This is a genomic window from Marinobacter iranensis (assembly GCF_029207565.1).
Lineage (GTDB): Bacteria > Pseudomonadota > Gammaproteobacteria > Pseudomonadales > Oleiphilaceae > Marinobacter > Marinobacter iranensis.
The window spans coordinates 141834-162478 of sequence record NZ_JANCMW010000011.1 but is presented as its reverse complement, the minus strand read 5'-3'; the positions used below and the strand labels follow the sequence as shown (position 1 = coordinate 162478).

Here is a 20645-nt window from a genome sequence, read left to right as displayed (position 1 = left end):
TACTGGTCTACCACGGAAGCCCGTCATGACAAAGAAAGGTGTGATTCTCACCGGTGGAGGCGCGCGGGCGGCCTATCAGGTAGGAGTGCTACGTGCCATTGCCGATATGTATCCAGACTGGAGCCACCCCTTCAATGTCATTGTCGGTACCTCCTCTGGTGCTATTAATGCCATGGCAGTGGCCGGTAATCGCGGGCTTTTCCGGCATAACATTGATCATCTGGAGAAGGTCTGGTCGGAACTGAGCATGGAGCGGGTGTTCCGGGCCGATACGTTCAGCCTGATGCGCGGTTTCAGCGCCATCGCCCGCAAGATGATCAGCCGGCCCATCGAGAGCGGACCGGTGTCCTTTCTGGACAATTCACCGCTGCGTGACCTGTTGGAACAGGAAATTGACCTTCAGAGTATTCGGCAGACAATCCGCGAGGGCCACATCGACGCAGTGGGTCTGAACGCCTGTGGTTATGCCACGGGCCAGAATATCTGTTTCTTTGAGGGCGCCGAGGGGCTGGAAGGCTGGTCGGTGGGCCAGCGCAGTGGCACCCGCACGGAACTGTCAGTGGATCACATCATGGCGTCCGCTGCGATTCCCACACTGTTCAGGCCGGTGAAAATCAATCGAGAGTATTTCGGTGACGGCGTTACCCGGCAAATGGCTCATATCAGCCCGGCGTTGCGGCTGGGGGCCCGCAAGGTATTGGTGATTGGCGTCAGCGCCAATGCCATGTGCCCGCCAAAACGCCCTGACAAGCCTGGCATGCCGACACTGACCCAGGTATTGGCGCACGTATTTAACGGCATGTTCCTGGACACGCTGGATTATGACATCGACCGCTCGCGGCTGATCAATCAACTGCTGGAATTGATCCCGGAAAAACGGCTGAAGGAGTCCGGGCTTGACCTGAACCCGGTGGATATCCTGGAAATCTCTCCCTCCGAACCCATCAACGAACTGGCCATGAAGTACATTGATGGCATGCCGCTGGTACTGCGCCGGCTTACCGGCGCATCGGACTCGGCGCCGTTCTCCAATGCTAACCTCGCCAGCTTCCTGCTGTTTGACAAGCGCTTCTGCCGCGAATTGATCGCACTGGGCTACCGGGACGGCCAGAGCCAGTCCCGGCAAATCGAACGGTTCTTTGCAAAAGAGGCTGAGGCCTGATCGATCAGCCCCGTAGTCCCCCTACCAGTTTGTCGATGCTTTCCTTGGCGTCACCGAATAGCATGCGGGTGTTGTCCTTGAAGAACAGCGGGTTCTCCACACCGGAATAACCGGTGGCCATGCCCCGTTTGAGAACAACCACCTGGCGGGCTTTCCACACTTCCAGCACCGGCATGCCAGCGATGGGGCTGCCCGGATCCTCCGCGGCGGCCGGGTTCACGGTATCATTGGCACCGATGACCAGAACCACGTCGGTTTCCGGGAAATCGGCGTTGATCTCGTCCATTTCCAGCACGATGTCGTAGGGTACGTGGGCTTCCGCCAGCAGAACGTTCATGTGCCCGGGCAAACGACCGGCCACGGGGTGGATGCCAAAGCGTACGTTCACTCCCCGTTCCCGCAGTATTTTGGTCATCTCGCTGACGCCGTTCTGGGCTTGGGCTACCGCCATGCCGTAACCTGGCACGATGATCACTGAATCGGCGTTGCGCAGTTCCTCGCACACATCATCCGCGCTGGATTCGTAGACGGTCTGGTCAGAGTCCGTAGTGCTTGAACTGCTGGTCGTCTGGCCAAAGCCGCCGAGAATCACGCTAATGAACGAGCGGTTCATGGCCTTGCACATGATGTAGCTGAGGATAGCACCGCTGCTGCCGACCAGTGCGCCGGTAACAATGAGCAGGTCGTTGCCCAGCATGAAACCGATGGAGGCCGCTGCCCATCCTGAGTAGCTGTTGAGCATGGAGACCACCACCGGCATGTCGGCACCGCCGATAGCCATGATCAGGTGGATACCAAGCACCGAGGCAATGGCTGTCATGATGACAAGGGAGATCAGCCCGAGTGCCATGTTGTCGGTACCCAGGAACCAGGCCCCCAGCAACACACAGGCGATAATCGCCACCAGGTTCATCAGGTGTCGGCCGGGTAGGGTCAGAGCCTTGCTGTCGATGCGGCCATCCAGTTTACCGCAGGCCACCAGCGACCCGGTGAAGGTCACCGCACCGATGAAGATACCCACAAACACCTCCACCAGCTTGATGGTGTGCTCGGCTCCGGTCGTTGCGACCAGCGGCTCTATATAGCCGGAAAAGCCCACCAGCACCGCTGCCAGACCCACGAAACTGTGCAGCAGGGCTACAAGCTGCGGCATCTGGGTCATTTCCACCTTGTTGGCGATGGGGATACCAATACCGGCACCGAGCAGCACTGCAATCACAATGGCGATGATGCCGCCATCACCCACGCTGGCGAGGGTGGCCCCCACCGCGATGATGATGCCAGCCACGCCGTAGAGGTTACCGCGCCGTGCCGATTCCTGGTGGCTAAGGCCACCCAGGCTGAGGATAAAGCAGATACTTGCGACCACGTAGGCCACGCTCACCAGTCCTGTACTCATGTCGGGCGCCTCCTACCTGCGAAACATTTTGAGCATGCGATGGGTGACCCGAAAGCCACCTCCCACGTTGATGCTGGCAATCAGCACCGCGACAAAGGCCATGATACCGACGGCAAGGTTCTCCGCCTGGGCCAGATGCAGAATGGCACCGATCACAATGATGCCACTGATGGCGTTGGTCACGCTCATTAAGGGCGTATGCAGGGACGGTGTCACGTTCCAGATCACCTGCCAGCCGATAAAGCAGGCCAGTACAAACACCGTAAAGTGTTGCAGGAAGCTTTCCGGCGCGTGGGCGCCAACGCCGTAGAGCGCCAGTGCCGTTACCACCAGCAGGGCGCCCTTGCCAATCAGGCTGCGGCGCTCGGCTTCTTTCTTTGCTGCGGCTTTGTCTTCAGCCGAGGGCTCTTCCGTGCCTGGCGCCGGTTTGGGACTGACCGGCGCTTCCGGCTGGGGTGGCGGCCAGGTAACCTCGGCCTCTCGCACAACCGTCAGGCCACGGATGACGTCGTCCTCCATGTTGACCTGGGGCTGGCCGTCCTTCTCCGGAGTCAGCTCCGTGAGCAGGTGAACCAGGTTGGTGGCGTAGAGGTCGCTGGCTACCTTGGCCATGCGGCTGGGCAGGTCGGTGTAGCCGATCAGCGTCACGCCATGGTGATGGGCCACCTTGCCTGGCTCCGTCAGCTCACAGTTACCGCCGCGCTCGGACGCCAGGTCGACAATCACGCTGCCGGGTTTCATGGATTTCACCATGTCGGCGGTAATCAGTTTCGGCGCGGGCTTGCCGGGAATCAGCGCGGTGGTGATGATGATATCCACCTCCTCCGCCTGCTCCGCAAACAGCGCCATTTCCGCCTTGATAAACTCGTCGCTCATCTGCTTGGCGTAGCCGCCGCTGCCGCTGCCATCCTCGTCGTCGAAATCCAGCACCAGGAACTCGGCGCCCATGCTCTCGACCTGCTCCTTCACCTCCAGGCGGGTATCAAACGCCCGCACGATGGCGCCCATGCTGTTGGCGGCGCCAATCGCCGCCAGGCCAGCCACACCGGCACCGATCACCATGATCTTCGCCGGGGGGACCTTGCCGGCCGCCGTTACCTGCCCGGTAAAGAAACGCCCGAAATTGTTGGCCGCCTCAATTACCGCCCGGTAGCCGGCAATATTCGCCATGGCGCTGAGAGCGTCCATCTTCTGGGCACGGCTGATACGGGGAAGGGCGTCGATGGCGAACGAGGTAATCTTCTTCGCTGCCAGCTTCTCCAGCAGCTCCGGATTCTGCGCCGGCCAGATATAACTGACCAGGAACGCCCCCTCCTTCATCAGATCCACTTCGTGCTTTTTAAGGGAAGGGTTCTTCATCGGCGCGCGGACTTTGAGGATAAAATCCGCGTCCTGCCACAGTGATGTGGTGTCGGACGCTATGGCCGCGCCCACTTTTTCGTAGGCTTCGTCCGAGTAATTAGCGGCTTCGCCAGCACCGCCTTCAACCACTACCTCGTAACCAAGACCAATGAGTTTGTGAACAGAAGGTGGCGTGGCTGCCACCCGCCGCTCATCCTTGAAAATTTCCCTGGGAATACCGATCTTCATTGTTGTTACGTCCTCCGGATTGCCCGATGAACCAGTTGTCTGGATACCTACATACTAGTGTAAGTTAACAGATTTGCCCGGTGTGGCCTGGAAACGACGCAGTATTGCTGAAGCTCCTGGCGTGTTTATGCCAGGTGCTCCTGGTCAATTGAGTTGAACCGCGCTTTCCGGGATTTCTCAATTGGCCCAGAACGGTCAGCTCAATAAACCCTCAATCTCGGACTGGGAAAGACGGTCCAGCATCGCACCCCGGAATTGCCGATTAATAAAACGCTCGGTTTCCTGCTGAATGGTTTCCCGCTGTGCCGGTTTCTCGATGTAATCCATGGCCCGGAACAGAATATAGCGAATGGTCATACGTGAAATTTCGTGAATCGTCTCCGGCGGCACGGCACTGACCAACTGCCGGTCAATAATATCCTCCGCCATCTCCCTGGCGCTGGCGTCCAGCTGGGCTTCAAGGGCTCTTCTCAACAATGGCGACGGCCCATGGAGCTCCCTTACCGCCACCGTAGTCGCCGCCGGATTGGCCAGAAAATAGTGGTACACAAACGTCACCGTGTCATGGGACGCCTGCTCCGACGACTCCGCCATCCGCCGCAATTCACGCACCCCTGACTTCATGTCTTCTGCGATATAGCCCAGAACCTGTAACCCGAATTCGTCCAGATTCCTGAAGTGACGGTAAAAAGTATTCGGGTTCAGCCCGGCCTCGCGGGCCAGTTCCCGTAGGCCGAGAGAAGTGAGACTTCGACTCTCGGTGATCAAGCGTAGCGCTGCTTGTACCAGCTTCAGCTTTCCACCCGTCAAAACTTTCATGAAGTATCACCTTGGTTAGAAGGGTAATTGGGGAGGCTTTTCCGAAACTGTGCGGAGCCATGGATGGCGGAGCTCAAGCGCCACATGGATGTGCTTGAGCGTGTTTCGGAAAAGCCTTCCCAATTGCCCCCGCCCCCAAGTTTGATCTGGAGGACAGTTGCTTATCAAACGAGGCCAATCAGCCAGATTAGTCTGGATGGAAGTATACAGATGTCTACTTCGCAATGTATACATGTGTATACTGCCAGACATCATGGCGAAACACACAATAACAGGCAAGGCCGAATGGCTAGCGAACAACGAGGTAGCAGCATGAGTCAGAACGCACAAATCGCCATAATCGGCACCGGATTCTCCGGCCTCGGCATGGGCATCAAACTCAAAGAAGCCGGATACGACAACTTCGTCATCCTGGAACAGAGCGACGACGTCGGCGGCACCTGGCACGAAAACCACTACCCAGGCTGTGCCTGTGACGTACAGTCTGCCCTCTACTCCTTCTCGTTCGAACAGAACCCAAACTGGAGCAGAATGTTCGCCCAGCAGAAAGAAATCCAGGCCTACCTGCGAGGCTGCGCCGAAAAATACGACCTGATGAAACACGTGCGCCTGAACACCCACGTGGCCGGCGCCCGATTCGACGAAAAGACCCAAAGCTGGACCGTCGAAACCTGCGACAGCCCCAAGCTCTGGGCCTACATGCGACACAAAGGCCTGAACCCGGGCGACAAACTTAACCGTAAAGACAGGGACCTGCCCGAATTCAGCTCCTTCAAGGCCGATATTGTCGTCTCTGGCATGGGCGGCCTCAGCACACCGGCGTACCCCAACATCAAAGGCATTGACACCTTCACCGGCAAAAGCTTTCACTCCCAGGACTGGGACCACAGCTACGACTTCAAAGGTAAGCGGGTTGCTGTGATCGGTACCGGCGCCTCAGCCATCCAGTTCGTCCCGGAAGTGGCCAAAGACGCAGCTCACCTGGACCTGTACCAGCGCACCCCGCCATGGATTGTCCCCAAACCGGACCGCGAGATCCGCCCGCTGGAAAGGATGCTGTTCCGCAAATTCCCACAGACCCTGAATGCCTTCCGCCAGAGCATCTACTGGATGCTGGAAGCCCGGGTGCTGGGCTTTGTAGGCAACCCACGTATCCTCAAGCTCGGTGAGCTGCAGGCCCGTCGCCACATCCGCAACCAGATCAAGGACAAGGAACTGCGCCGGAAAGTCACCCCGGATTTCCATTTCGGCTGCAAGCGGGTACTGATCTCCAACAACTATTACCCGGCCCTGGCACAGGACAACGTGGACGTGCTCACCGACGGCATTCGCGAAGTGCGCGGTAACGTCATCGTGGACAACAACGGCAACGAGCGGGAAGTGGACTGCATCATCTACGGCACCGGCTTCAAGGCCCAGGACCCGATCCCCGCAGGCATGGTGCACGGCCGCAACAGCCAGGACTTGCTGGAGGCCTGGAAAGACGGCGCCGAAGCCTACAAGGGCAGCGCTATCGCCGGCTTCCCCAACTTCTTCATGCTGATGGGACCCAACACCGGTCTGGGCCACAGCTCCATGGTGTACATGATCGAAAGCCAGATCCAGTACATGGTGGATGCCTTAAAGAAGATGGAAAAACACGGCTGGAAGAGCGTGGAAGTGAGGGAAGACGCCCTAAGCCAATACAACGCTTCCATCCACGCCAAACTCGGCGACTCCGTCTGGCAGACCGGGTGCAAGAGCTGGTACGTGAACGAGAATGGCAAGAACACCACGCTGTGGCCGGGCTTCACCTGGCAGTTCCGCCAGCAGACAAAGCGGTTTGATGCGGGGCAGTATGTATGTGAGCCGGAGGGCGAAGGGGTAGGCGAGGCAGCGCCGGCACTATAAGTCGTTTACTGAAAGCTACCCAATATGGGCATTTATCGACCCATATTGGGTAGAGATAGGCTATCTGCCATTCTCCGTCAGCTCTTTAACTGCCACCTTGACGTCCTCACAGACCCGGACAAGGCTGGCAACAAGGCTTTCGTCTACGTCAATGAAGCCCTCGTATTCCGCCAGATTTCGTTTGCGATGGGCCTGATCAAGAATGCGCCATTTCGCGGATGGAAGGTCCAGTGTGTGCTGCAGACATTGAAAAACAAGGTATCGGTTGTCAGAGCGATATCCGAGATGGCGCAGTGCAGCGAGTGACAGCGCATGAGCGGCGTTATAAGTCAGATCAAAGCGGCTTTCCAGGCTGAGTGATTCCAGTTGTGCGTCTTGCAATCGGATGCTACCGGATTGGATTAGGCCAGTTACCTCGCGGGCATCAGCTACTTCGTGATGAAGTTTGCGAATGTTGACCAGATTCTCTAGAGCTTCCTTGTTCATCAATGACTCCCTTCAATAGCAGGTACGGTCCATTCAGTACCTTTCTGATAAACGGATTATCGTTGGCTCGGCGCTTATTAAATTCTTGCCGAGTGTAAAGTGTGGGGTTCACGGGTCGCGATAGCTCGTGCTCCACGGGCTCCACTGCTGTAAACACATCTTCGAGGGTTAATGTGTCAGACACCAGCATAAGGTCGATGTCACTATCCGCCCGATCAGTATTCTTGGCAACCGAACCATAGACCAGTGCCACGTCGATTTTATTGTCGATGGCACTCAGGGCATCCTTAATCACTTGAGCCGGCCCAAGGGTTTTTGTAACCAGAGAGCACAATTCCGGAAAGATAGGCGCGTCCTGATTGGCTCTATAGCGCTTCTGTCGCCCCTTGACCTCGACAGTGACCAACCCGCTGTCCACGAATCGACCTATTTCCCGTTGAACTGCCCCGGAGCCGGCCCTTGCCCGTTCGATCAATTCGGCTAGTGAGAAGTCGTGATCGGGCTGCATGAATAGGAGGCCAAGCACTTTTTGTCGGGTGCCTGAAAACAAGGCATTCGCAAGGCTGAAGTTTGACGACATTGAGGGCCACCTGTGTTTATCGAGCTTATTCAGGTTAATACCTAATTTGGGTAACTTTATACCCAATTTGGGCATTAAGCAAAATGTGTGTTCGTGGATCCGATTCCGGTTGGTCGATGTTTCTTGATAACCAGTCGTTCCTGCACCATGGTTTGCATACGGGAACAACAGGAGCGCGCGCCATGACCAAACCAACCCTTCCTGACCAATCCGGAATTCTGGCAGCGGAACAGCGCATTCGACCACAATTGGGCGAAACACCACTGTTGAATGCGCCTGACCTGGACGCCACCATGGGCCAGCCCCTTGGCCTGAAGTGCGAGAGCCTTCAGCGCACCGGAAGCTTCAAGGCCCGTGGCGCGCTGAACTGGCTGCTGACCGCCAGTGCTGACGAACTCAAGGCCGGACTGGTGACGGTGTCAGCAGGCAATCACGCCATCGCCCTGGCCTGGGCGGCGGCCATGCGGGATGTGCCGCTCACGGTGGTGATGCCCGAGGGTTCCAGCCCGCTGAAGATTCGCCGTACCCGGGCGCTGGGTGCCGAGGTCATTGTTCAGGGCACTATCCAGCAAGCGGTGGCCCTGTGTCACGAATTGCGGGATGAGAAAGAGCTGACCCTGGTCCACCCTTACAACGATGTCCGCATCATGGCCGGGCAGGGCACGGTTGGCCTAGAATTGCTGCGTCAGCAGCCGGATGTGGATCGGGTGCTGTGTCCTATTGGCGGTGGCGGGTTGATTTCCGGGCTCGGGCTGGCCATCAAGGCGCAGCGGCCGGAGGTGGAACTGATCGGTGTGGAGCCGGAAGGCGCGGCCACCATGTTCAATGCCTGGCAAAAGCAGGATGCGGGTGCCAGCCTTGACTCGGTGGATACCTGGGCCGCCAGCCTGGCACCAGCGGTGGTGGGGGATTGCACTTACGCCGCTTCCCGCCAGGTGGTGGACCGGATTGTGACGGTTACCGAAGCGGGCATACGGGAAGCCACACGCCGGCTGCTGACCGAAGCCAGGCTTTATGTGGAGCCGGGTGCCAGTGTTGGCCTGGCGGCGCTACTGGAAAAACAGATTCCGCCTGCTCCGGACAGGGCCACGGTTCTGATCATTACCGGTGGCAACCTGGACCCGGAACAGGTCAGTCAGTGCCTTTAACGGGTTAAACGAACGCGCTTAACTGACCAGCGTACCGCCATCGACTGCCAGGCATTGCCCGGTAATGTGCCGCCCCGCCTCGGAGGCCAGCAGCACGGCGGCACCCTTGAGGTCTTCCTCGCCACCGAAGCGATTCAGCGGAATGCGCTCCAGCATTTTCTCACCCTGGGCATCCAGCAACCCCTGGGACATCTTCGACGGGAAGAAGCCCGGGCAAAGGGCATTTACGTTGATGTTGTGATGGCCCCATTCGGACGCCAGCGCGCGGGTGAAGTTCACCATGGCGCCCTTGCTGGTGTTGTAGGCGATGGTCTTCATACCTTCCGGGTTGCCGGACAGGCCCGCAATGGAGGCGATGTTGATGACCTTGCCGGTGTTGCGGGGAATCATGCAGCGCTTGCCCACGGTCTGGGTCAGGAAGAAGGCGGCGTTCACGTTCAGGTTCATCACCTTCATCCAGCCTTCCGCTGGGTAGTCTTCCGCGGGCGCACCCCAGGTGGCACCGGCGTTGTTGACCAGGATGTCGATATCGCCGAGCTGGCTGACCACCTGATCCACCACGGCGGGAATGCCCTCCAGATCGGACAGGTCAGCAGCAATGGTCACCACTTCAACGCCCTGAGTTTCCAGATGCGCCTTGGCATCATCTAGCTCGTGCTGCTTGCGGGCGCTGATGGCGATTCTGGCCCCCAGCTCGCCCAGGGCTTCGGCCATCTGCAGGCCCAGGCCACGGGAACCACCGGTGATGAAGGCCACTTTGTCTTTCAGATTCAGGAGTTGAATCACACTCATGGGAGTCTCCTTGTCAGGTGTTACGCGCTGGCGGCCAGCAGGTTATCGCTGACCTGTGCCAGGTGGTGATCAGCATCACCGAACAGCAGGTTGATCAGGGTCAGGCGCTTGAACAGGTGGGCGGCGAACATCTCATCCGTCACCCCCATACCGCCATGCAGTTGCACGCCTTCCTGACCCACATAACGGGCGGCCTGGCCAACCAGGGTCTTGGCCATGGAAATGGCCTCCCGGCGGCAGGCCCGATCACCAGAGTCTGCCTCGCTCGCGGCGAGTATGGCCATGGTTTTTGCCTGTTCGGTTTGGATGAACATATCCGCCATGCGGTGCTGCAACACCTGGAACTTGCCGATAGGCACCCCGAACTGCTTGCGGGTCTTGATGTACTCCAGCGTGGTGGCGTTCATCGCTTCCATGGCACCGACTGCCTCGGCACATAGGGCGGCGATGCCGAGATCCATGGCTTTTTCGATGACCGGGAAGGCCTCGTCAATGGTGCCAATCAGGTTGTCAGCACTGACTGCAACGTTGCTGAGGCTGATTTCGGCAGTGCGGTGGCCATCGTGGGTGGCAAAGTCGTCCACTCTGACGCCTTTGGCCTTGGCATCCACCAGGAACAACGAGAGACCGCTTTCGTCAGCGATACCACCACTGGTGCGGGCAGAAACAATGAGCTGGTCGGCCTGGCCGCCGTGCAGAACGGCGGTTTTCTGGCCACTGATCATGAAATGATCGCCGTCCTTGCGGGCGGTGGTTTGCACCTGGCTGAGGTTGTAACGTGCGCCCGGCTCGCTGTGGGCGAGGGCCAGCAGCCGTTCACCGCTGGCAATGCCCGGTAGTACGTCAGCCTTCTGGGCGTCGTTACCGGCATCCCGGATCAGCCCTCCGGCCAGCACTACCGTGGCCAGATAGGGTTCCACCACCAGGCCTCGGCCGAAGTTTTCCATCACCACCATGGTGTCGATGGCGTTGCCACCCAGCCCGTCATAGTCCTCCGGGAAGGTAAACCCAAGCAGGCCCATGCTGGCAAAATTCGCCCAGGTAGCCCGGTCGATGCCGGCTCCGGAGCTGATAATGGCCTCGCGTTTTTCGAAACTGTACTCGTTGGTCACGAAGCGGCGCAGGGAATCGTTCAGCATTTGCTGTTCTTCGGTCAGATCAAAATTCATAACGTTTCTCTCCAAACTTCCAGTCTGCCGAATGGGTTACAGACCAAGCACGAGTTGGGCAATGATGTTGCGCTGGATCTCGTTGGACCCGCCGAATATCGACAGCTTGCGCATGTTGAAGTAGTCTCCGGCGGCGGGTGTGGCATCCACAGACCCGACCCTGGGGCCGCTATAATCCAACTCCAGCGCTTCCGGGATATGGGCAATAGCATCCTGGCCGGTGGCTTCCATCAGCATCTCAAACAGCTGCTGGCCGATTTCGGTACCACGGATTTTCAGGATGGAAGCCTGGGGGCCTGGCCCGCGCTTGTCGGTCAGTACTCGCAGGACAGTCAATTCAAGGGCACGCAGTTCTGCGTCCAGCTGTGCAAGCCGGTCCCGGAAACGGGTATTCTCAATCAGAGGTCGCTGACCATCCTGCTCTTCCCGCGCTACCGTTTTCAGCCGCTTCATCAACGCCTTCCACTGCCCCACATTGGCCAGGCCGGTGCGTTCATGGCCCAGCAGGAACTTGGCGTAGGTCCAGCCCTGATTCTCTTCGCCGATCAGGTTTTCAGCCGGTACCTGCACGTTATCGAAGTAGACCTCGTTAATCTCATGCTCACCGTCCAACATGATGATGGGGCGCACCTCGATGCCCGAGGTGTTCATATCGATCAGCAGGAACGAAATGCCTTGCTGCGGTTTGCCTTCGGTGCTGGTGCGCACCAGACAGAAAATCCAGTCTGCGTGCTGGCCGAGGGTGGTCCAGGTTTTCTGGCCATTGACGATGTAGTGGTCACCTTCGCGCTTGGCGGATGTGCGCAGCGAGGCCAGATCGGAACCGGCGCCCGGCTCTGAATAACCCTGGCACCACCAGTCTTCACCGCTGAGAATGCCCGGCAGGAAGCGTTGTTTCTGTTCATCGCTTCCAAATGTCATGATCACGGGTGCAACCATACGCAATCCGAAATCCAGCTGGCGGGGCGCCCCGGCAAGGGCACATTCTTCCTCGAAGATGATCTGCTGAATCGGATCCCATCCGGTTCCACCAAATTCTTTTGGCCAGGTGGAAGCACCCCAGCCTTTATCAAACAGAATCTTCTGCCAGCGTTCGGTCATCGCCTTGTCCGGGCGCAGGCGTTTCTGTACCCGTTCGCGAATGTCGTCCGGCAGGTTTTCATCAAGAAACTGGCGAACTTCAGCGCGGAACGCCTCTTGTTCTGGGGTGTAATTCAGGTCCATTTTTCACCTCTTGTCTGGTGGCTGAGGTTGACGGTTTTGACTTCTGAGTTGCCTGTTGGTTTTTAATGCCGGGCCTGCGGGCCTTGGTGGTTGTGCCGGGCGGTGAGACCCTTTCAAAACACGCTCCTTCGGCCCATCACTGGGGCGCTTGGACTCCGCCATCCATGGCTCCGTACAGTTTTGAAAGGGTCTCCCCGCCCGGCACTTCGAGTCTGTGCGTGCCTGCCGTTGCGAATTGCAAGAAGCGGTCGCGGCACGGCATTCAAAAGTTGCAACTGCTGACCACTGCACAAAGCTATGGGCGGCTGTTGGGTAGGGTGTTCCGAAACTGTGCGGAGCCAGGGATGGCGGAGCCCAAGCGCACACGGACGTGTTCACAGCGTGTTTCGGAACACCCTACCCAACAGGCGCTCCCCCCAAAGCTTCAGGCAACCAAAGCCTTAGGCAACTTCGAACAAGCCGGCAGCGCCCATGCCTGTACCGACGCACATAGTTACGACGACGTACTTAACACCACGGCGTTTGCCCTCGATCAGGGCGTGGCCGACCAGGCGGGAGCCGGTGGTGCCGTAGGGGTGGCCGACGGCAATGGCGCCGCCGTTGACGTTCAGGCGGTCCATTGGGATGCCGAGTTTGCGCTGGCAGTAGAGAACCTGAACGGCGAAGGCCTCGTTGAGTTCCCACAGGCCGATGTCATCTACTGTCAAACCGGCACGTTTAAGCAGCTTGGGAACCGCGAATACCGGGCCAATGCCCATTTCATCGGGCTCGCAACCAGCGACGGCGAAGCCACGGAAGATACCCAGCGGAGTGGCGCCGCGTTGCTCGGCGATTTTGCTGTCCATCAGGACACAGGCCGAGGCGCCGTCGGAGAACTGGCTGGCGTTGCCGGCGGTGACCACGCCGCCTTCCATCGCGGATCGGATCTTGCTGACGCCTTCCAGATTGGTGTCCGGGCGGATGCCCTCGTCCTGGCTGACGGTGACTTCCTGGCTGCTGAGCTGGCCGGTGGCCTTGTCGGCGACGCCCATGGTGGTGGTAATGGGCACGATTTCGTCGTCGAATTTGCCATCTTCACGGGCCTGGGCGGCCAGTTGCTGGCTGCGCACGCCGTATTCGTCCATGTCTTCTTTCTTGATGTCGTAGCGCTTGGCCACGGTTTCGGCGGTATCCAGCATGGACCAGTACAGCTCCGGCTTGTTCTTGGCCAGCCAGGGCTCCATCAGGTAGTTCTGGTTGAGGTTCGCCTGCACGGTGGAGATGGATTCCACGCCGCCAGCGACCATCACCGGCACCCGGTCCACGGCAATGTGGTGGGCGGCCATGGCGATGGCCTGTAGGCCGGACGAGCAGAAGCGGTTGATGGTGGCGCCAGCCACGGAGACCGGCAGGCCGGCGCGGATCGCGCCCATGCGGGCGACGTCGTTACCGGTGGAGCCTTCGGGCAGGGCGCAGCCCATCAGTACGTCTTCGATTTCGTTAGGGTCGACTTTCGAGCGCTCGACCGCGTGCTGGATGGCATGGCCGGCCAGGGTGGCGCCGTGGGTCATGTTCAGGCCGCCGCGCCAGGATTTGGCCAGGGGCGTGCGGGCGGTGGATACGATGACAACATCATTGGACATAATAATTCTCCGAATAAATTCGTGGACCGGTTATTTAGCGTCGAAACCCTTGCCTTCCTCGGCGCGCCTGGCCAGCAAGGCTGCCGGCTTCCAGAAGCCGGGTTGGGTATGACGGTCTTCGGTAAAGGCCTGCATGGCGCGAACCACGTTCGGCAGCCCGACTTCTTCGGCGTAATGCATGGGGCCGCCGCGGAAGACGGGGAAGCCGTAACCGGTCAGGTACACCATGTCGATGTCGGAAGCGCGCTGGGCAATGCCTTCGTCCAGAATTTGCGCGCCTTCATTCACCAGCGCATACACGCAGCGCTCGACGATTTCCTGGTTGCTGATCTTGCGCGGGGTAATGCCCAGTTCGGCGCGAACCTCGTCCACCACCTTGTCCACTTCCGGATCATGCAGGGCGTTGCGGTTGCCTGGCTCGTAGCGGTAGAAACCGGCGCCGGTCTTCTGGCCGTAGCGGCCCATTTCGCACAGGCGGTCCGCTACAACCATCTTCACCATGTCCGGGTTCTCTTCGTACTGACGCTTGCGGATGGCCCAGCCGATGTCACCGCCGGCCAGGTCCGCCATGCGCAGCGGGCCCATGGCAAAGCCGAACTTCTCAATGGCCTTGTCGATCTGCTGCACGCTGGCGCCTTCTTCCAGCATCAGCAGGGCTTCGCGCTGGTACTGGTTGATCATGCGGTTGCCGATAAAGCCGTCGCACACACCGGACACCACGGCAGTTTTCTTGATGACCTTGGCCAGTTTCATGGCGGTGGCCAGCACGTCCTTGGCGGTCTTGTCGCCGCGCACCACTTCCAGCAGTTTCATGATGTTGGCGGGGCTGAAGAAGTGCAGGCCGATGACGTCTTCCGGGCGCTTGGTGAAGCCGGCGATTTTGTTGAGGTCCAGGGTGGAGGTGTTGGAGGCAAGGATAGCGCCGGGCTTGCACACTTCGTCCAGCTTCTCGAACACAGACTGCTTCACGCCCATTTCCTCGAACACGGCTTCGATCACCAGGTCGACGTTACTCAGGTCGTCGTAGCTCAGCGATGGTGTGAGCAGCTCCATCTTGGCCTTGGCGTCGTCTTCGCTCATGCGGCCTTTCTTGACCCGGCCTTCGTAGACTTTGCGGATGGCTTCAACGCCACGGTCCAGACCTTCCTGTTTCATCTCTACCAGGGTGACCGGAATGCCGGCATTGAGGAAGTTGATGCTGATACCGGTGCCCATGGTGCCACCGCCAATCACACCGACAGACTGAATGTCACGAACCGGGGTGTCTGACGGCACATCGGCAATCTTGCTGGTCAGCCGCTCGGAGAAGAACGCGTGGCGCAGGGCGCGGGATTCCGGCGTCTGCATCAGGGTCACGAAGGCTTCGCGCTCCACTTCCATGCCCTTGTCGAAGGGCATGGTCACCGCCGCTTTGACCGCCTCCACGCACTTCAGCGGAGCCGGGTAGTTCTTCGCCATGGCACCCACGGTGTTGCGGGTGAACATGAAGAAGCCTTCCGGGTTGGGATGCTTGGCTTTCAGATCCCGTACTTTCTTGAGTGGCAGGTTTTCATTGGCGACCTTGGTGGCGTAGGCGATGGCGGCGTCCAGCAGCTCGCCGTCGACAATCTCGTCAAACAGAGAGCTGCCTTTGAACTGTTTGGCAGGCACCACGCTGCCGGACACAATCATGTTCAGGGCGTGCTCAGCACCGATCACCCGGGGCAGGCGTTGTGTGCCCCCGGCGCCCGGCAGCAGGCCCAGCTTCACTTCTGGCAGGGCGATCTGGGCATCGGGTTTGGCAATGCGGTAATGACAACCCAGGGCCAGTTCCAGCCCGCCGCCCATGCAGGCACCGCTGATGGCGGCAATCACTGGCTTGCGGCTGCTTTCCACATAGTTGATCACGGTATTCAGATTGGGCTCGGCGGTGGCTTTGGAGGAGCCGAACTCACTGATGTCGGCGCCACCGGAGAAGGCACGGTCGGAGCCGATCAGCACAACGGCCTTCACTGCATCATCAGCTTCTGCCCGGCGGATGCCGTTAACAATGCCCTGTCGTAGCTCAAGACCAAGGCCATTGACGGGCGGATTATCGAGTCGGATAACGGCAATGGCGCCGTTGAGGTCGTAATGGGCGGTACTCATGGGGCGGCTCCTTGATACTGGAATCGGGTTGATCGTCGGCATGAAGATGTTTATTGAAATCTCCATACACTGGTGTATTGTGTGTCCGTACACTACTGTATGTTTTGTGCAGGGTCAACGGTTTCAAAAGTGCGGGCCCTGTTCATGTAGAATGCATCCGCAGGTTTCCAAAACAGCCAGCAGCAGGATCTGACCCCCGAATGACTGACGCCCGACCAACCCGCCCCAGCCGAAAGAACCCGGGAAAAGCGCAACTGACCCGCGACGACTGGCTCGATGCCGCCGCAGGGGAAGTGGCCGCAGGTGGTTTCAGCCATTTGCGGGTGCTGACGCTCTCCAAAAAACTCGGTGTTACCCGCGGCAGTTTCTACTGGCACTTCAAGGACCATGAAGATCTGGTGGTCAGCTTTCTCGACCGCTGGCGGGATCGCCGCCTCCACGAACTGCAATACTGGAAACCCAAAGGCGGCGACGTGGAAACTGAGCTGCGGCAGATTCTGGAGCTGCTGCTCACCGACGCCTCCCGTAATATCCGCCGCCTGCAGGTGGAGCTGGCAGTGCGGGATTATGCCCGCCGTAATGACTATGCGGCGGATCTGGTGACCGAGGTGGACGAAGCCCGAATCAACCAGAACTGCGAGCTGTATGAGCGCCTGAGCAGTGATCCCCAGCGCATACAGGACCTGTCACTGCTGATGTATGTGGCCACCATCGGGTCCCAGGTGGTGCTTACCGGCAAAAAGGGGGACGCAGAAACCATCCGCCGGGTTGAAGATCTGATGGCGCGCCTGGCACTGGGACAGCGTGATGACAACTAGGTGGCTGGCCCTGGTCGTGCTTGGCGTCTACGTTGGCTCTGCCCAGGCGGCCCCTGCTGCTGACGCCTGCATGGAAGGCGCGAAAACCGAACTGGAAAAGCTCTATTGCAAAGTCGTTAGCGAAGGGCAGGGTGCGGGATTGCCCTCACCGACCGATTTCAAGCGCAACGACCCACAGGTACAGGCGTTGCTTTTGCGCCGCCCCGCCGGGCGTTTGGGGCTGGAAGTGCCGCAGCCAGAACCTGAAAAATCTTCCCAGCCTGAGAACGGTTCGGAGCCCGCCGGCCGGCTGGCGGATTGTCGCCTGCAAGGTCAACGTATTACCTGCCCGCAACGCCGTTATAAGCTCGTTGAAAATCAGCCCAACAGCAAACTGGCTGAAGGTGTTCTGGAGCCCGACAACAGTCTGGATCTGAGCCCGTTCAAAGGTAACCGGAATGACGAAGAAGCGGTCCGGCGCTACCTGTCAGACGCCTATGATCGATACATTCCCAAAATGGTGGATATTGGCCTGGGCGCCAACACCATGAGCTTCACCGCATTCCATAATGCCTTTCACACCATCGAGGGCGGTGGCGTCGACTTTGCCCGTCGCATGGAGCAGACCTTCACCCTGCTCAAACAGGACAAGAAAACCCTGGCGGTAAAAGCCCGTTATCACGACGAACTGCCAGGCAACCTTTCCCTGTGTTCAGTAATTAACCGGGACATCATTGTGTGCGACAACGTGGGCACCAACTGGGTCTACGTCAGCCCGTCCCGTTGACTTCGGTCCCTTGGGATCCACAACGGTCAGGCGGGTTGAATCAGACGGTGTCCACCGGCCGGCCCAGATCCCGAAGCACTGTTTCCACAACCATGGGGCTCCACAGCAAGCGGTGGTGGCCCAGCCCCCGGGTGCGTAATACATTGGCGTTTTCCCAGTTGTTGTAGACTCGTTCGCTTTCGTCCGGCGCGATGGAGGTGTCGTCGTCATCGATCACGATGAGGCCACGTTGGGTGAGTGACCGGGACAGGACTTCCAGGTCCAGTTGCTCCCAGACCGATTCGCCGAATTGCTCTTCCATCAATTGCAGGTGTACCGCCAGAACCTCCCGGCTCAGCCCCAGTTGCCGGCCCAGGTTGTCCATCACAGCTGTAAGACTAATGGGCGGTGCCAGCATGAGCAGGTAGTTGGGCTGAAGACCATCGGCGATCGCCCTGGCCACGGCGATGCAGCCAATGGAATGGGCCAGAACTCCGTGAACCCGACCAACGCTGGCCGCCACCTTTGCAGTGACTTCGGCCATTTCAAACAGGTTCGTAGTCTCGCCCTGGGCGCGGCCGTGGGCCGGGGCATCGAACAGCACCACGCGATAACCGGCCTCCACCAGCGGATTTACCCAGGCGCCAAACTGGATGCCGGCCCCGGCCCAGCCGTGGACGCCGAGGATGACCGGGCCCTGGCCCCAGGAGTACACCGGGATGGTGCGGGCGCCGTGCTGGAGCTGGGTGTAGCTGTCGGCATTGTCCAGCAAATACTCGTAGCGAACCGGCATGGGAAGGCGGGAGGGCCTGAAAGCCATGCGGTTCACCAGCCGGCCGGCTTTCTGCGGTGAAACCCTTCCGTACAACTGCAGGGCCAGCCGGGTGGCTGAAAATCCGGCACTGTCCGAAGTGCTTCGGGATGTTGAGCGTTGAAAGATCTCTGATTGGACGTTCAGTTGTGAGGTCATGATGAAAGTCCTTCTTCCTGTGTTGGTTGATGACAGGTTCAGGTTAGGGCTTGCGGGTTGCCAGCAGGAGTGTCATATTTGACATATAAAGTGCTGAAAGGGCCATTATCATGTTCAACGTTGCCATCATCGCCTTCCCCAACTGCCATGCCTCGGGTGTTCACGGCATCATGGACTTCTTCACGGTGGCGAATTTCTGTGGTCGCAACCCGGTTGGTCGGAGTGAACCTCTGTTCAACTGCCAGGTGGTCACGGTGGATGACCAGCCGGTGCGTGGTTACAGCGGCGCTGTGGTGACGCCCACCTGCCAACGAGGGGACTTTGAGGCGGACCTGATTGTGGTGGGATCCTCGGTGGAAGCCGCCGTGGGCGCTGAGCGCCTGGAGCGGACCCTGGCACCTTCACGACCGTTGTACGGGTGGTTGCAGGACTCGCTGGAGAGAGGGGCGGTGCTGGCCAGTGTCTGCACCGGCAGCTTTGTGCTGGCGGAAGCAGGGCTGTTGGATGACCAGGTGGCCACTACCCACTGGCGGGCCGCGCCACTGTTTCGTAGCCGATACCCGCACCTGCGGCTGGAAGAAGACCAACTGCTGGTGGATAACGGCCAGATCATCTGCGCCGGCGGCGCCACCGCGTTTGTGGACCTGTGCATTTACCTGGTGGAGCGTTTCGCCTCGCCCGCCGTTGCCCTGGCCTGCAGCAAGATGCTGGTGCTGGATGGCCGACGAATGGAGCAGACACCTTATATGGCGTTCTATAGCCAGAAGGCCCATCAGGATGACGCCATCCGCAAGGCGCAAACCTGGCTTGAGCAACATTACTCCGATGCGCTGACCATTGATGAGGTGGCCGCTGTGGCTGGCCTTGGCACCCGAACCTTCAAGCGCCGCTTCAAGGAAGCCACCGGGGAGACGCCTATCGGCTACCTGCAACACCTGAGGATCGAGGCGGCCAAACACCTGCTGGAATCCAGCCGCGAACAGACCGCGCGTATCATCTGGAGCGTGGGCTACGAAGATGCCAGTTCGTTCCGAAGGCTGTTCAAACGCACGGTAGGTTGTACCATGGAGCAGTATCGCAAGCGTTTCAGCTATGTATCCCCGAAAGTGGCCTAGTAATCGACCTTGAACAGGAACCCCATGCCCGGCAAAAACTCGACCCGCCTCAACAAATACATCAGCGAGAGTGGCATGTGTTCCCGGCGGGAGGCAGACCGCTACATCGAGAACGGCAACGTCGCCATCAACGGCAAGGCCGCCCAGGTCGGTGATCAGGTCCTTCCCGGGGACAGGGTCACGGTCAACGGCGAGCTGATCGAACCCCGGGACGAGGAGGACCTGATCTTTATCGCCCTGAACAAACCCGTGGGCGTGGTCAGCACCACCGACCCGGCGGAACCCCGGAACATCGTCAACCATGTTAGCCATGGCGAGCGAATATTCCCCATTGGCCGCCTGGACAAGGACTCCCAGGGGCTGATCTTTCTTACCAGCAACGGCGACCTGGTGAACAAGATCCTGCGGGCCGGCAACAACCATGAGAAAGAATACCTGGTGACCGTCAACAGACCAGTGACCGCGGAGTTTGTCCAGGGCATGAGCGCCGGCGTTCCGATACTGGGCACGGTCACCAAGCGGTGTAAGGTCGAGAAGGTATCCCGTTTCGTGTTCCGCATCACCCTGGTGCAGGGCCTGAACCGCCAGATCCGCCGCATGTGCGAGTTTTTCGATTACGAAGTCACCAAGCTTGAGCGCATGCGCATCATGAACATCAGCCTGAAGGGACTGCCGGTTGGCGAGTGGCGCGATCTGGGTGAAAAGGAGTTGAAGGGGCTTTTCGACATGATCCGGGATTCTTCATCGGAGGTCAGCCCGGACACCCGCAGCGAAACCAGGAAGCCAACGGGCAAAAGAACAGGTAAAAAGGCCGGCAAACCGACCCAGGGCGCGCGTGGCAAGAATGCAAAAGGGGGAATGCCAGGAAAACCGGCTGGAAAGCGCGGTAAACCCCCGGGGCCGGGAAGACCTGCCAGACCCCCAAAGCCACGCAAACCCAGGAAGCCCAGCGTCAAAAAACGCTAGCCCGGGATACGTTCACTTCCTTA

18 protein-coding genes are annotated in these 20645 nt (G+C 59.2%); 7 read left to right on the top strand and 11 right to left on the bottom strand.

Annotation, left to right across the window (positions count from 1 at the left end):
* The first annotated feature begins 25 nt into the window (after window positions 1-25).
* Complete coding sequence (locus NLU14_RS16495; protein ID WP_275708521.1) at window positions 26-1162, top strand: patatin-like phospholipase family protein; 1137 nt, start codon at window positions 26-28, stop codon at window positions 1160-1162.
* Window positions 1163-1166: 4 nt separating this feature from the next.
* On the opposite strand, the gene pntB is transcribed toward NLU14_RS16495, so the two are convergent.
* The 3 genes from pntB to NLU14_RS16480 all read right to left on the bottom strand — a co-directional run bounded on the left by pntB (window position 1167) and on the right by NLU14_RS16480 (window position 4970).
* Window positions 1167-2561 carry a Re/Si-specific NAD(P)(+) transhydrogenase subunit beta gene (gene pntB, locus NLU14_RS16490; protein WP_275708519.1) on the bottom strand — a complete coding sequence of 465 codons (1395 nt, stop codon included), beginning with the start codon at window positions 2559-2561 and terminating at the stop codon, window positions 1167-1169.
* Window positions 2562-2573: 12 nt separating this feature from the next.
* Window positions 2574-4151 (bottom strand): Re/Si-specific NAD(P)(+) transhydrogenase subunit alpha, encoded by a 1578-nt coding sequence (locus NLU14_RS16485; RefSeq protein ID WP_275708517.1) that lies wholly within the window; start codon window positions 4149-4151, stop codon window positions 2574-2576.
* Between the two features lie 195 nt (window positions 4152-4346).
* Window positions 4347-4970, bottom strand: a complete 624-nt coding sequence (locus tag NLU14_RS16480) for a TetR family transcriptional regulator (protein ID WP_275708515.1) — start codon at window positions 4968-4970, stop codon at window positions 4347-4349.
* 312 nt (window positions 4971-5282) lie between these two features.
* Between NLU14_RS16480 and NLU14_RS16475 the strand changes: the two genes are divergently transcribed.
* Window positions 5283-6860, top strand: coding sequence for a flavin-containing monooxygenase (locus NLU14_RS16475; RefSeq protein ID WP_275708514.1), 1578 nt, complete (start codon window positions 5283-5285; stop codon window positions 6858-6860).
* A 60-nt stretch (window positions 6861-6920) separates the two neighbouring features.
* Here NLU14_RS16475 and NLU14_RS16470 read toward each other — a convergent pair whose 3' ends face one another.
* Both NLU14_RS16470 and NLU14_RS16465 read right to left on the bottom strand, forming a co-directional pair.
* Complete coding sequence (locus NLU14_RS16470) at window positions 6921-7241, bottom strand: hypothetical protein (RefSeq protein WP_275708512.1); 321 nt, start codon at window positions 7239-7241, stop codon at window positions 6921-6923.
* 43 nt (window positions 7242-7284) lie between these two features.
* Window positions 7285-7926 carry a nucleotidyltransferase domain-containing protein gene (locus tag NLU14_RS16465; RefSeq protein ID WP_275708510.1) on the bottom strand — a complete coding sequence of 214 codons (642 nt, stop codon included), beginning with the start codon at window positions 7924-7926 and terminating at the stop codon, window positions 7285-7287.
* Between the two features lie 182 nt (window positions 7927-8108).
* On the opposite strand from NLU14_RS16465, the gene NLU14_RS16460 reads away from it, so the two are divergent.
* Window positions 8109-9074 carry a threonine/serine dehydratase family protein gene (locus NLU14_RS16460; RefSeq protein ID WP_275708508.1) on the top strand — a complete coding sequence of 322 codons (966 nt, stop codon included), beginning with the start codon at window positions 8109-8111 and terminating at the stop codon, window positions 9072-9074.
* A gap of 18 nt (window positions 9075-9092) precedes the next feature.
* Here the strand turns inward: NLU14_RS16460 and NLU14_RS16455 are convergent, their stop codons facing one another.
* The 5 genes from NLU14_RS16455 to NLU14_RS16435 all read right to left on the bottom strand — a co-directional run bounded on the left by NLU14_RS16455 (window position 9093) and on the right by NLU14_RS16435 (window position 16008).
* Entirely contained in the window at window positions 9093-9866 is a 774-nt protein-coding gene (locus NLU14_RS16455; protein ID WP_275708506.1) for an SDR family oxidoreductase, read from the bottom strand.
* Between the two features lie 20 nt (window positions 9867-9886).
* On the bottom strand, window positions 9887-11035 hold the full coding sequence (locus NLU14_RS16450; RefSeq protein WP_275708504.1) for an acyl-CoA dehydrogenase family protein: 1149 nt from the start codon (window positions 11033-11035) through the stop codon (window positions 9887-9889).
* 36 nt (window positions 11036-11071) lie between these two features.
* On the bottom strand, window positions 11072-12259 hold the full coding sequence (locus NLU14_RS16445) for an acyl-CoA dehydrogenase family protein (protein WP_275708502.1): 1188 nt from the start codon (window positions 12257-12259) through the stop codon (window positions 11072-11074).
* Window positions 12260-12699: 440 nt separating this feature from the next.
* Window positions 12700-13881 (bottom strand): acetyl-CoA C-acyltransferase, encoded by a 1182-nt coding sequence (locus tag NLU14_RS16440; RefSeq protein ID WP_275708500.1) that lies wholly within the window; start codon window positions 13879-13881, stop codon window positions 12700-12702.
* A gap of 30 nt (window positions 13882-13911) precedes the next feature.
* Window positions 13912-16008, bottom strand: a complete 2097-nt coding sequence (locus tag NLU14_RS16435; protein WP_275708498.1) for a 3-hydroxyacyl-CoA dehydrogenase NAD-binding domain-containing protein — start codon at window positions 16006-16008, stop codon at window positions 13912-13914.
* A gap of 200 nt (window positions 16009-16208) precedes the next feature.
* Here NLU14_RS16435 and NLU14_RS16430 point away from each other — a divergent pair, with 200 nt between their 5' ends.
* A complete protein-coding gene (locus tag NLU14_RS16430; protein WP_275708496.1) occupies window positions 16209-16826 on the top strand; it encodes a TetR/AcrR family transcriptional regulator in 618 nt (205 codons plus the stop codon).
* Entirely contained in the window at window positions 16816-17592 is a 777-nt protein-coding gene (locus NLU14_RS16425; RefSeq protein WP_275708495.1) for a hypothetical protein, read from the top strand. The genes NLU14_RS16430 and NLU14_RS16425 overlap by 11 nt, the downstream gene beginning before the upstream one ends.
* 40 nt (window positions 17593-17632) lie before the next feature.
* On the opposite strand, the gene NLU14_RS16420 is transcribed toward NLU14_RS16425, so the two are convergent.
* Entirely contained in the window at window positions 17633-18541 is a 909-nt protein-coding gene (locus tag NLU14_RS16420; RefSeq protein WP_275708493.1) for an alpha/beta hydrolase, read from the bottom strand.
* Window positions 18542-18651: 110 nt separating this feature from the next.
* On the opposite strand from NLU14_RS16420, the gene NLU14_RS16415 reads away from it, so the two are divergent.
* Both NLU14_RS16415 and rluF read left to right on the top strand, forming a co-directional pair.
* Entirely contained in the window at window positions 18652-19656 is a 1005-nt protein-coding gene (locus NLU14_RS16415) for a GlxA family transcriptional regulator (protein ID WP_275708491.1), read from the top strand.
* 24 nt (window positions 19657-19680) lie between these two features.
* Entirely contained in the window at window positions 19681-20622 is a 942-nt protein-coding gene (gene rluF, locus NLU14_RS16410; RefSeq protein WP_275708489.1) for a 23S rRNA pseudouridine(2604) synthase RluF, read from the top strand.
* Window positions 20623-20645 lie beyond the last annotated feature (23 nt).